Annotated in this window: 10 protein-coding genes; 9 read left to right on the forward strand and 1 reads right to left on the reverse strand. The window is 57.8% G+C overall.

The window, feature by feature from the left end; all coding sequences use genetic code 11:
- Positions 1–5: 5 nt before the first annotated feature.
- Genes nuoL through GRI43_RS03955 form a run of 7 tightly spaced genes read left to right on the forward strand, consistent with a single transcriptional unit; the run spans position 6 to position 8,480 of the window.
- Positions 6–2,000 carry an NADH-quinone oxidoreductase subunit L gene (gene nuoL / locus GRI43_RS03925; protein WP_160729766.1) on the forward strand — a complete coding sequence of 665 codons (1,995 nt, stop codon included), beginning with the start codon at positions 6–8 and terminating at the stop codon, positions 1,998–2,000.
- Positions 2,000–3,550 carry an NADH-quinone oxidoreductase subunit M gene (locus tag GRI43_RS03930; RefSeq protein WP_160729767.1) on the forward strand — a complete coding sequence of 517 codons (1,551 nt, stop codon included), beginning with the start codon at positions 2,000–2,002 and terminating at the stop codon, positions 3,548–3,550. The genes nuoL and GRI43_RS03930 overlap by 1 nt, the downstream gene beginning before the upstream one ends.
- A complete protein-coding gene (gene nuoN / locus GRI43_RS03935; protein WP_160729768.1) occupies positions 3,550–5,013 on the forward strand; it encodes an NADH-quinone oxidoreductase subunit NuoN in 1,464 nt (487 codons plus the stop codon). The genes GRI43_RS03930 and nuoN overlap by 1 nt, the downstream gene beginning before the upstream one ends.
- A complete protein-coding gene (locus GRI43_RS03940; protein ID WP_338090001.1) occupies positions 4,967–5,749 on the forward strand; it encodes a biotin--[acetyl-CoA-carboxylase] ligase in 783 nt (260 codons plus the stop codon). Before nuoN ends, GRI43_RS03940 begins: the two co-directional genes overlap by 47 nt.
- A 10-nt stretch (positions 5,750–5,759) precedes the next feature.
- A complete protein-coding gene (locus GRI43_RS03945) occupies positions 5,760–6,551 on the forward strand; it encodes a type III pantothenate kinase (protein WP_160729769.1) in 792 nt (263 codons plus the stop codon).
- A complete protein-coding gene (locus GRI43_RS03950) occupies positions 6,548–8,194 on the forward strand; it encodes a ribonuclease J (RefSeq protein ID WP_338090002.1) in 1,647 nt (548 codons plus the stop codon). Before GRI43_RS03945 ends, GRI43_RS03950 begins: the two co-directional genes overlap by 4 nt.
- A 4-nt stretch (positions 8,195–8,198) precedes the next feature.
- A complete protein-coding gene (locus tag GRI43_RS03955) occupies positions 8,199–8,480 on the forward strand; it encodes a DUF1467 family protein (RefSeq protein ID WP_160729770.1) in 282 nt (93 codons plus the stop codon).
- A 5-nt stretch (positions 8,481–8,485) separates the two neighbouring features.
- On the opposite strand, the gene GRI43_RS03960 is transcribed toward GRI43_RS03955, so the two are convergent.
- Positions 8,486–11,104 carry a coiled-coil domain-containing protein gene (locus GRI43_RS03960; protein ID WP_160729771.1) on the reverse strand — a complete coding sequence of 873 codons (2,619 nt, stop codon included), beginning with the start codon at positions 11,102–11,104 and terminating at the stop codon, positions 8,486–8,488.
- Positions 11,105–11,175: 71 nt separating this feature from the next.
- Here GRI43_RS03960 and GRI43_RS03965 point away from each other — a divergent pair, with 71 nt between their 5' ends.
- Positions 11,176–11,478 carry an Hpt domain-containing protein gene (locus GRI43_RS03965; protein WP_160729772.1) on the forward strand — a complete coding sequence of 101 codons (303 nt, stop codon included), beginning with the start codon at positions 11,176–11,178 and terminating at the stop codon, positions 11,476–11,478.
- Between the two features lie 71 nt (positions 11,479–11,549).
- Positions 11,550–12,767, forward strand: a complete 1,218-nt coding sequence (locus tag GRI43_RS03970; protein ID WP_160729773.1) for a hypothetical protein — start codon at positions 11,550–11,552, stop codon at positions 12,765–12,767.
- Position 12,768 lies beyond the last annotated feature (1 nt).

The raw sequence follows: 12,768 nt of genomic DNA on the forward strand, positions 1-12,768 counted from the left end.
CACTCGTGCACAATTGGATTATCCCAATCGTCTTCTTGCCGCTGCTCGCCGCAATTATCGGCGGGCTTGGCAATCGCGCGCTCGGCAACACCGTGGTCAAGACAATCACCACAGGCGCACTGTTCATTTCGTGCGCGCTTAGCTGGCCGATCTTCCTGGCGTTCTTTAACGGGAGCATGACCGCCGATGTGGTCCCGGTACTCCAGTGGGTGCAGTCCGGCGATCTCACGTTCGACTGGGAATTGCGGGTCGATACGCTGACCGCGGTCATGCTGGTCGTGATCACCACGGTTTCCGCGCTCGTGCACCTGTATAGCTGGGGCTACATGGATGAAGATCCGGATCAGCCGCGCTTCTTCGCCTATCTCAGCCTGTTCACCTTCGCCATGCTCATGCTGGTGACGGCCGACAATCTGGTGCAGATGTTCTTCGGTTGGGAAGGGGTCGGTCTCGCGTCCTATCTGCTGATCGGTTTCTGGTTCCGCAAACCGAGCGCCAATGCGGCGGCGATCAAGGCCTTCGTGGTCAACCGTGTTGGTGATCTTGGTTTCATGCTGGGTATTTTCGGTACGTTCCTGGTGTTTGGAACGACCTCAATTCCTGAAATTCTCGAAGCTGCGCCCGCGATGAGCGGCGCGAGTATCACTTTCATGGGCTACCGCCTGATGACCATGGATATCCTGTGTATCCTGCTGTTCATCGGCGCGATGGGCAAGTCTGCGCAGCTCGGCCTACACACCTGGCTTCCCGATGCAATGGAAGGTCCGACTCCTGTTTCTGCGCTGATCCACGCGGCCACCATGGTCACCGCCGGTGTCTTCATGGTTTGCCGGCTGTCGCCGATGTTTGAAACGGCTCCGACAGCCCTGATGATCGTTACCTTCATTGGCGCTGCAACCTGTATCTTTGCAGCGACAATCGGCACGACCCAATGGGATATCAAACGGGTGATCGCGTATTCGACCTGTTCGCAGCTCGGTTACATGTTCTTCGCCGCCGGTGTCGGTGCCTATGGCGCATCAATGTTCCACCTGTTCACGCACGCTTTCTTCAAGGCGCTGCTGTTCCTTGGCGCTGGTTCGGTCATCCACGCGATGCACCATGAACAGGACATGCGGTATTACGGCGGCCTGCGTAAGAAGATCCCGCTCACATTCTGGGCGATGATGTTCGGCACGCTGGCGATCACCGGTGTCGGTATCTACGATCTTCATGCCGGTTTCGCCGGTTTCTGGTCAAAAGATGCGATCATCGAAGTTGCCTATGCCCGCGGCACAGGCGTTGCGACCTTTGCGTTCTGGATGGGCGTGTTCGCTGCACTGCTGACCAGTTTCTACAGCTGGCGTCTGATGTTCCTGACGTTCTGGGGCAAGCCGCGCTGGATCGAGAGCGAGCATATCCAGCACACAGTGCACAAGACACCAGAAGAAGCAGGCGAGGACACCACCGGCGGTTATCATCCGCACGAAAGCCCGCTGACTATGCTGATTCCGCTGGGTGTACTTTCGATCGGCGCCATTGCGGCCGGTCAGATGTTTGCCGAAAGCTTCCTCGACAGCGCTGCATTCTGGAACGGTTCGATCTTCTATAACGAGCCTTTGATCCACGCCATGCACGCGGTGCCTTGGCAGGTGAAATACGCTGCGTTCTTCGTCATGGTCCTTGGCCTGTTCGGAGCCTGGCTCGCCTACATCAAGGACACCTCGCTCCCGGGCAAGTTCGTGGAGCAGTTCCGGCTCGTTCACCAGTTTGTCTACAACAAGTGGTACTTCGACGAGCTGTATAACTTCCTGTTTATCCGGCCTGCCTTCTGGCTCGGCCGCAAGTTCTGGGTCATTGGCGACCAGGGCATCATCGACCGGTTCGGACCGAACGGCGCAGCCTGGGTTGTCGTCAAAGGGTCTGCCGCTGCGAAGAAGCTGCAGTCCGGTTATCTCTATAGCTACGCGCTGATCATGCTGCTTGGCCTGATTGCCGCGATCACATGGGTCCTGATGTAATGGACGGCTTTCCGATCCTCACCGTAATGCTCGCAGTGCCGCTGGTGGCGGCGATTGCCTGTCTGTTTCTGGATGCGGTGAGCGCCCGTTGGACGGCGCTTGGTGCAACGCTAATCAATCTCGGCCTCGGGATTGTGCTTTGGCTTGGATACGACATCGGCGGTGCGCAGTGGCAGTTTATCGAGCGTGCCGAATTGTTCGCGGGCTTCAGTTACGCCCTCGGTATCGACGGCATCGCATTGATGCTGATCGTGCTGTCTGTCTTCCTCATGCCGATCTGCATTCTCGCAAGCTGGGAAGCGATCCAGAAGCGTGTTGGCGAATACATGGCTGCGTTCCTGCTTATGGAACTGCTGATGATCGGCGTGTTTGCCGCGCAGGATATGTTCCTGTTCTACATCTTCTTCGAAGCCGGCCTGATCCCGATGTATCTGATCATCGGTATCTGGGGTGGGGACAACCGGATTTACGCCAGCTACAAGTTCTTCCTCTACACGCTGCTCGGGTCGGTTTTGATGCTGATCGCGATGCTGTGGATGGTGAACCAGGCGGGAACCACGGACATTCCCACCCTGATGAATTACGACTTCCCGCCCGCTGCACAAACGTGGCTGTGGCTCGCGTTCTTCGCCAGCTTTGCAGTGAAAATGCCGATGTGGCCGGTCCATACCTGGCTTCCGGACGCACACGTGCAGGCGCCGACGGCTGGCTCCGTCATCCTTGCCGGCGTGCTGCTAAAAATGGGTGGTTATGGTTTCATCCGCTTCAGCCTGCCGATGTTCCCTGAGGCAAGCGCGCAATTTGTGTGGCTGATCTTGGGCCTGTCGATGGTCGCAGTGGTGGTCACCAGCCTGATTGCCCTTGTCCAGCACGATATGAAGAAACTCATTGCCTACAGCTCGGTCGCCCACATGGCGATCGTGACTGCGGGTCTGTTCGCATTCAACGTGCAGGGCCTTGAAGGCGCGATGATCATGATGCTCAGCCACGGTCTGGTATCAGGCGCGCTGTTCCTGTGCGTCGGGATTATCTACGACCAGCTGCACACGCGTGAGATCGACCGTTACGGCGGGCTGGCGATCAACATGCCGAAATATGCGCTGTTCTTCCTGCTGTTCACAATGGCCAGCATCGGCCTTCCCGGGACCAGCGGTTTTGTCGCTGAGTTCCTGAGCCTTGCCGGTGTCTATGAGGTATCGAGCACAGCAACCTTTGTTCTGACCACCGGCATCATTCTGGGCGCAGGCTATATGCTGTACCTTTATCGGCGGGTTGCGTTCGGCGAGCAGAAGAACGCTGATGCGGCTGCGATGAAGGATTTGTCGGTTCGTGAATGGTTGATGCTCGGTCCAATCGCTGCGGCAGTGCTGTGGATGGGTATCTACCCTGAAAGTTTCCTCGCACCGATGCGGGCGGACATTGCTGCGCTCGATGCGCGCATTTCCCGCGCCGCGCCGCAAGGTGATGCGAAACTTGTTGCAGGCGAACCACGCGAAGGGATCGCCAACGAAATGCCTGAAACAGAGCATAATGCCGAAGGGGCGCACTAATGGAATTCGCTAACTCCTTCTATTTCACGGCGCCAGAAGTCGGCCTGACCGTTAGCGGGTTGATCCTGCTGCTGGTGGCTGCCTTTGTCGGTCAAAAGACCACCCGCCTGATCACCATTCTGGCGGTTGCCGCACTGTTCGGGGCCGCCGCCTTCACCGGTAATCTCCTGACCAATTCTGCGTTCGAGCTGGGCGCTGATGCGTGGGGCGGTCTGTACCGCATGGATGCGTTCGGCAGCTTCGCGAAGATCCTGATTTACCTGGCGACGATCGGTTGTTTGATCGTGACACCCAAATTCTTCGAACAGACCGCGGAATACAGGGCGGAATATCCGATCCTGATGCTGTTCGGCGCGGTTGGCATGGGAATGATGGTTTCCGCATCGGACCTGATGACGCTTTATATCGGTCTCGAACTGAGCAGCCTGTCATCCTACGTCCTCGCCAGCTTCATCCGCAGCGACATGCGTTCGGCAGAGGCGGGCCTGAAATATTTTGTTCTCGGCGCGCTGGCCAGCGGTATCCTGCTCTACGGTATGAGCCTGATTTACGGGTTCACTGGTTCAACCAGCTATATTGGCATCCGGACCGCGCTGGAGGGCGGGGTCTCGGCAGGTTCCATGTTCGGTATCGTATTCCTGCTGGCAGGTCTGGCCTTCAAGATTTCGGCGGTCCCGTTCCACATGTGGACGCCCGACGTTTACGAAGGCGCGCCAACGCCCGTCACCGCTTTCTTTTCCACCGCGCCAAAGGTGGCCGCGATTGCCATGACGATGCGCATGGCGCTCGACCCGTTTGGTGGACAGATTGAAATCTGGCAGCAGATCGTGATCTTCGCAGCGCTCGCATCAATCATTGTCGGTGCGCTTGGTGCAATCGGACAGGAAAATCTGAAGCGTCTGCTTGCGTATAGTTCGATCAACAATGTCGGCTTCATCCTGATCGGCCTTGCTGCCGGTACGGAGCAGAGCGCATCGGCGATGCTCGTTTATCTGGCGATCTATGTTGCCATGTCGCTGGGCAGTTTTGTCGCGCTTCTCATGCTTCGCGACAACGATGGCAATCAGCTGGAAACATTCGCCGACATTTCCGGCCTTTCGGTCACCCGCCCGGCGCTCGCTTGGTGCTTGCTCGCTCTCATGTTTAGCCTGGCCGGCATTCCGCCTCTGCTCGGTTTCTGGGGCAAATTCGTGGTATTCCAGGCGGCTGTTGAAGCGGACATGATCCTGCTCGCAGCAATCGGCATCGCGGCCAGCGTTATCGGTGCGTTCTATTACATCAAGTTCATCAAGGTGATGTTCTTCGATAAACCTGCCGATGTCGTTGTGGCTGAGAAGAGCAGCGCCCGCTGGGTCGTTCTGGGCCTTTGCGTCCTGTTCATCTCTCCGCTTGGATATCTTGCGACCTTGAAGCTCGGTGAATTTGCTGATCGAGCCGCGTCCGCGCTATTTTTCATCATCTGATGATCGCAATTGCGGGGCTGCCAGTTTGATCGAGTATCTGGCTGAAACCGGCTCGACGAACACTGATCTGGCCGACCGCCTCGTCAGCGGCACCCATGTTCCGGAAGGGGCGTGGCTTGTTGCAGACAGGCAGGTGTCGGGCCGCGGACGGCATGGCCGCGAATGGTTCGACGGCGCAGGGAATTTCATGGGCTCGACCGTGGTCCATTTGGCCAGCTCCGATCCGCCTGCCCCGACGCTAGCGCTGCTGGCCGGTCTGGCGCTGTACGAGGTTTGCGCGAACCTCGTGCCTGATCCGGCTGCGCTTTCGCTGAAATGGCCCAATGATCTGCTGATCGGCCGCGCGAAGCTGGCGGGCATTTTGCTCGAGAGGCAAGGCCAGTCGGTAATTGTCGGGATTGGAGTGAACCTTGCCGCGGCGCCGCCGATTGAGGGGAGGGAAACGATCTCTCTGGCAAAACTCGGTCCGGCGCCTGACCGCAACAGGTTTGCTGAGCTGTTGCAGCATCAGTTTGCAATCGAATTGGAGCGTTGGCGGTCTTTCGGGCTCGATCCGGCTCTCAAGCGTTGGCAGATTGCGGCCCACACGATCGGCACGGCCCTTACCGTTCGAGATGACGGGGCGCGTGCCATCGGTGGCACGTTTGATGGTCTTGCAGAAGATGGTTCACTTTTGCTTCGCTTGGCGGATGGCACGATACGTGCCATCCACGCCGGCGACGTGATGCTAGGTTGAAGGATACAAAATGCTGCTGGTTGCCGATGTCGGAAACACGAATGTCGTTTTCGCCCTGTTCGACGGGGCCGAGATCAAGACACGCTGGCGAATTGCGACCGATCCACGGCGGACGGGGGATGAATACGCTGTCTGGCTGCTGCAGTTGATGCAGGTGGAAGGCTACAGCCGCGAAGACATCACCCATATCATCTTTGCGTCGGTGGTTCCGCGCGCCGACCATAATCTCACGGTATTGTCTCAAAAGTATTTTGGGATCACGCCGCTAATCGCGGGTCAGGGCGATGCCGAGTGGGGATTTGAAATCGATGTTGACCAGCCAAACTCCCTGGGGGCCGATCGTGCGCTCAACTGTGTTGCCGCCCACGCCAAATATCCGGGCGATCTGATCGTTGTCGATTTCGGCACCGCAACAAAGTTCGAGGCGGTCGATTTCAACGGCACTTACAAAGGCGGTATCATTGCCCCGGGGATCAACCTGTCGCTCGACGCGCTGGTTGGCAAAACTGCGAAGCTTCCGCGCATCGCAATCCGCGCCCCTGAAACAAAAAGCGTGATTGGCCGCAATACAGAAGACCAGATGCTGATCGGAGTGTTCTGGGGCTATGTTGCCATGATGGAGGGCCTGATCGAAAAGATGCGGGCCGAGTTTGGCCGCCCGGTAAAGGTCGTTGCGACCGGCGGGCTCGCGATCCTGTTCAATGATAACACCGAGATTTTTGACATAGTGGACAATGATTTGACGATTCAGGGATTGGCTATTCTGGCCCAGCGCGCGGCAGACAAGCAGGGTGCTGCGTGAAGAAGGATTTCACTCCGGAAAAAGAGCTTCTTTTCCTTGCCCTTGGCGGGTCGGGCGAGATTGGCATGAACGTCAACCTCTATGGCTGTGATGGCAAGTGGCTGATGGTCGATCTGGGCATGACATTCTCGGGCAATGAATATCCCGGTGTCGATCTGGTCTTTGCCGATCTCGAATTTATCGAGGAACGGGCAGACGATCTGGTCGGCATCGTGCTTACCCACGCGCATGAAGATCACATTGGTGCGGTGCCCTATTTCGCGGCCGATCTGGGCGTTCCGCTTTACGCAACACCGTTCACTGCCGAATTGGTCCGGCGCAAACTTGAAGAAGCCGGCTTGCTGGACACAGTGGAACTGAACATTATCGAGGGGGCGGACAGCTTTGCTCTCGGACCTTTCGATATCGGATACGTCCCTCTCGCACATTCCATTGCTGAGGGGCACGCGCTTCTGATCGACACGCCCTATGGCCGTATTTTCCACACTGGCGACTGGAAGCTGGACGAAGAGCCGATAATCGGTGATCCCACGACCGAAGAAGAACTCACCGAAGTAGGTGACGAAGGCGTGCTGGCGCTCGTCTGCGATTCGACCAATGTCTTCAACCCGAATCCGAGCGGCTCCGAAGGCGCGGTCTATCGCGGCCTGCTGGAAGAGGTTGGCAAGCACAAGGGCAGGCGTGTTCTGGTAACAACCTTCGCCTCCAACGTCGCGCGGCTGCACACCCTTGGCGAGGTCGCAAAAGCATGCGGGAGGCAAGTTTGTGTCGCAGGGCGTTCGCTCGACCGGATCATCGATGTGTCGCAGGACAATGGCTATTTGCTCGATTTCCCGGACCCGGTGGATTTTGACACGGCTATGGGCCTGCCGCGCGGTGAGGTTATGATCATCGCCACTGGCGGGCAGGGAGAACCGCGGGCTGCGCTGTCACGAATAGCGGAATCGAACCATCCGCTCGAACTGGTCAAAGACGATGTTGTTCTGTTCTCCAGCCGACAAATTCCTGGCAATGAAATTTCCATCGGTAAAATTCAGAACCGGCTTGCCGATCGCGGTATAGTGATGGTTACAGACCGGCAGAGCGAAATCCACGTATCCGGGCATCCTGGCAGACCTGAGCTTGAGGCGATGTATAGCTGGCTTCGGCCTGAAATTCTGGTGCCGGTACACGGCGAAATCCGGCATATGAAAGAGCAGGCGCGTTTGGGCGCTTCATGCGGGATCCCTCACAACGTCTTTCAGAAAAACGGCGACATCGTTAGGTTGGCTCCGGGTGACCCGGGCAAGATCGCCGAAGTCATTTCAGGACGGCTCGTCCTTGATGGTGACATCATTGTTCCCGCCGATGGCGATTCGATCGTTATGCGCCGCAGGATTGCCTATAACGGGATCGTGATGGTCGCGCTCGACAGCAAGGGCAGGGCGGTAATCGACAGCGCAGGCCTGCCGCTTGATGAAGACTACGCCGACTTTGTGGTCGAGGCGAAAGCCGACATCGCTGCCGGACTGAAGCGGCTGAAAGGCAGCGCGCGCCGTGATCCTAAAGAAATTTCGGAAGCCGCCCGCCTCGCAGTCAGGCGTGCCGCCCAGCGCTGGAGCGGGAAAAAGCCGCAAGTCAAAGTCTTGCTGACCGGGGAATAGTTCGATGCAGATTACATCTATCATCGCAATCTATGCGCTATTCTGGGTGATGACAGCGTTCGTCATGCTCCCATTCGGCGTGAAAACGCATGATGAAGCCGGCATACCGAAAATACCCGGTCAGGCCGACAGCGCGCCAGCCAATTTCCGGCCGGGCAGGCACGTGATCGTAGCGACAGCCATAGCTGCAGTGCTGACCGCACTGTTCGTGCTCAACTACGTCTATGGCTGGATCGGCGCGGACTTCCTAAACCTGTTTGAGGACCTGCTCAGCACGCCCTCCTGACACGCTCAGTCGCGCAGCCGTTCGATTGCCTGTGCTAGCGCGACATACAGTTTACCCATGTCGGAACTGAGCAAGGTAACGCCAAGTGCGTTACCATCGCGGGTCGACAGCATGGTCCGCAGCATGGCTTCGAAATCATGGATGTACCGGCTGACGTTCTCGCGGAAATCAGCGTCATCGTCGTAAATCTGGGCGATGTCGCGCGCTTCCGTGTTGTCGAGCAGCCTGACCGCACGCCGGGTGAAGATACCGCGGTCACCGCGCAAATATGACGCCCAGGCCGTGTCGCTGACATCGGTTGTGACTGCCTTTGATATATCGATTGCGTTTGAATTGAGGCTTTCGGTGATTAGCGCAACTCGGCGAGCGAAATCGTTACCGACTTGCTCTTCGGCCTGCTCACGGGCGCGGGCGACACGGGTTTCCAGATTACCGGCCAATTCATCGATCTTCGCCAGCTGATCGCGAAGCTGGCGGGCGACATCGCGCCCTGCATTGCTTGCATTGCTTGCCGCTTCCTCAAGCTGCTTGAGCGATCCGCGAGCAGCGGTGCCGATCGTGCGGCCCATGGCTTCACTGGTTTCAGCGGCGACAAAGCTGGCAACGTTTTCTGCGCTCTTGCGCGCCTCGGTCTCGATAATCTGCGGAGTGGTCCGGGCTGCTTCTTCGAGCGCGCTGATCGCGGACCGCAACTGGGTCTGTGCATTGCGCGACAGCAGGTCGCTCTCTTCATTGACTCCCGACAGGCTGCTTCGCAAATCGCCGACGATGCGGGTGGTTTCGGCAGTGGTTTCGATCAATTTTGCCCGCAACGTATCTATTTCAGCGATAGTATCGCGGCCGGTTTCCTGAGCTGCAATGACGTAGTTCGAAAGTTCTTCGCTCTTTCCGCCGGCAGCATCCACGATTGAACCAAGCTCGACAGCGCCTTGCTTTGCCTGCTCAAGCCGAGCTTCGGCCTCCGCGATAGCGTTCGGCAGGTCTTGCTGACTATGCTGCGTACTCGCCTGGATAAGTTCCAGCAGGCGCACGCTGCTATCGGTGAGGGCAGCAACCGCTTCATCTACTCCGCCGAGAGTAGAGCGGCTGCGTTCGAGATTGCTCGCCAACGCATCGGCATTCTGCGCGACACGGGTCTGTGTATCGTCGCTGATCTCCGCAACCTCGCGCATTGCGGTACGGAGGCTGTCAATGCGAGCGGCAATGCCTTCGCTGCGCTCTGCCAGCGTATCGGCATCGGCCAGTTGTTTTTCGCGCCGCTCGGCAAGTTCGTGGTCAAGCGCGGCGAGCTGTTTGCCGAGCGCCTCGATGGCTTTCGCTTCATCGGCTTCCATCGTCTCGCGGCGGGAATTGATCTTCTCCGTCAGCACGGAATCGCGGTGCGCGATATTGGCGTCGATTGCCTCTGCTTCGCTTGTCAGGGCCGCCAGTTTCGCATTGGCGGATTCCAGCGCACGTTGATCGATGCCCTGAATTTCGTCGATCGCATCGAGCAGTTGCTTTTTCAGCGTTTCAACGCGGTTCTGCCAAAGGTCGAGCGCCTTTGTCTCGGTTTCCTGAACCGAATTTCCGACGGTTGCAGCTTCATCGCGCATTGAATTGAGACGCAGGCGGAGAGATCGTAGGGCCTCTTCTTCCTCCTGTTCCAGGCTCTCGCGAGTGGCCTTGAATTCCTCGGCCAGCGCATCTGCGCGGCGGCGGATCGCGGCGATGGCTTCCACCTCGCGGCTATCCAGTTCACCGCGAAACTCGTCACTCTTTTCGCGCAGCGCACCGAAGCGTTCGTTCGCGATGGTTTCCAATTGATCGGTTTGCGCTTCGAACCCAGCTAGGGCACTGTTGATCTTCTCTTGAATGGAGCCAACCTGCGTTTCGCTTGCTTTGCCGAAATCATTGAGACGTTCGAAACCGATCACCAGTTCGGCGATTTGTCCGTGGGCAGTGCGGCCTGCAGTTCCGATCTGGTTCGAAACATCCTTCGCCGAATTGGCAATGACGGGCAGTTCGTCACGCAATTTACTCATGTTTTCGAGAGCGATATCGCTCACGCTTGCGATCGTATCGATCTGGCCGCTGTTCTCAATGATCAGCGACTGGAGATGTTCTGCATTGGTCGACAGGCGTTCGCTCGATACACGGCCGAGCGATTCCAATTCCCGTGACTGCGACGAAAGAAATTCGCGTGCGAGGCTGAGTTCCCGGTTAACCGTCTTCAGACGCTCTTCCAGCAAGGCGGACTCGTCTGACAGGGTGCGCGCAACCGCGCCAAAGCGAGCAGCCTCGTGGCGGCTGTTGCGGATCGCGAGCATCCACAGGGACACTACCAGCAATACCGGAATGGCCCATGCGGTGATCCACCCGGTCCATTGCTGCGGCGTTCCGCCTACCAGAATGTCAGACTGGTTTGCCCAACCGTAAAAACCGGTCCAGCCTGCGATCGCCAAGACCGCGAGGGTGGGCACCAACCATCCAAATCGCGGGCCAGCAGCATCGGGATCCTGCCACTCTTCATAATATTCTTCTTCAAGCACGAGGCTGTCTTCCGTCTCCATCGAGACAGTGTCCGACTGCGCATCTTGCGGCTCTTCGGGGCCAATGGCCCGGATATGGTTTCCCCCGGTCATTCTTGGAATCTACCACTTTTCCACAGGAGTGAAACCCCATCTTAACCCTGACGCGATTAGTTAATCTACTTATGTTGTATGAAAACGGCAGTCTTGACGCGACTTTAGCAGCAGCAGCGGGGGAAGATCCGGCGCTGATGGCTGAATTGCGCGGTGCATTCGCAGACAGTGTCGAGCGGCAGGTTGACTTGCTGAAACGATCACGATGCGACGCGAACTGGAACATTGCGGCTCTTCGGCTCAAGGGTGTTGCAGCCGGCTTTCACGCGGATGAGCTTATCTTGTTAGCCGAGGAGGCAATTGACTCCGCGCCGGGCGAACCCACGGTGATTCGCAAGATCGAAACCTTCCTCGGCAATTTTCGCACCACATAACCCGTGGACCAGGCTTCACGCTTGGTTGTTGACCCTTAACGCTCTAAACCTGCCCTCTTGATATTGAGAGGTTGCTGGTGCGCGTTGCATTGCTTTCATCGCTGGAATTGCTTGGCGCAGAGGACGAGGGCCGGCGTGCATTCATGCGCATTGGCGGCCGCAGCGTATTGCAGCGACAGATGGAATTTGCGCTCGCATTCGGCTGCGAGCGGATTGCGTGCCTGTCGGACAGCATTTCGCCTGAATTGATGGACTTGCAGTCATTCGCGGAAAGTCGCGGAGCTCAGTTTCAGATCATCCGCGATGCGCGGCCACTGTCCGGGATGGTCAAGTCAGACGACAAGCTGTTGGTGATTGGTGACGGAGTGGTTTTCGACCAGTCCGTGGCTCATGAAGTTTTAGGGGAAGGGCGCAAAGTACTGACCTTGCCCGCCGACCGTGGCGTGCCGTTGGGTTTCGAACGGTTGGACCGTGACCGCGCCTGGGCCGGTGTGATGATCGCGGCAGGAGCCCTCGTTGAGCGGTTGGCAGATATGCCGCGCGATATCGATCCGGTTTCGACTTTGCTCAGGCTTGCCTTGCAATCGGGATCAATCACAGCAGAAGTTTCTGCCGAGATGCTCGCCGATGATAGCTGGGCGCTGGTCAACTCCTCAGGTTCGGCGGCCAAGTTCGAAAAACGCTGGCTTGCGAAAGCTGTCAATCCGGCATCGTTCGCTGCACTTACCAGTTCGATCGCAGACCGCACCGCCTTGTCAGTGCTCAAGCGGCATACCCGCCCGCAAAAGGCTATTCGTGCGGGGGCGGCAATCTCCATTGCGTCCCTGATAGGCGCAGCGGCCGCCGGTTGGGCTGGATACCCCGTCGCCGGTCTCGGAATAGCCGCCATAACCTGGTTCTCGGGCCGTTTCGCCGGCACATTGTCGTCGATAGTCAGCGACGGGCTTGAAGCGAAACGGCTCAATCGGTTGTCGGCCCCAGGCCTGTTGGTGGTGGTGGATGCGTTGATCATCATGTTGGCGCTTGCGACAGTTCCCCCATCCAAGAAGATTGCGGCATTTTTTGCGGTGTTCATGCTGCTCGGCTTGCTGCGTGTTCTGGCGGCGAAGACCCATGATTTTTCGGGTCCGAATCTGCGGGATTTTTTCCAAGACAGGGGGCTACTGCTGGCGATCCTGTGCGCGGCGGCAGCTTTTGGGAATATTACCCTTATTTCTCAGGTGGTTGCAGCAATTCTCATGCTTTTTGCATTGGTGCGATCTTTGCCGTCGAGGATAACGCAGGTTTAAC

The organism is Pontixanthobacter luteolus, assembly GCF_009828095.1.
Lineage (GTDB): Bacteria > Pseudomonadota > Alphaproteobacteria > Sphingomonadales > Sphingomonadaceae > Pontixanthobacter > Pontixanthobacter luteolus.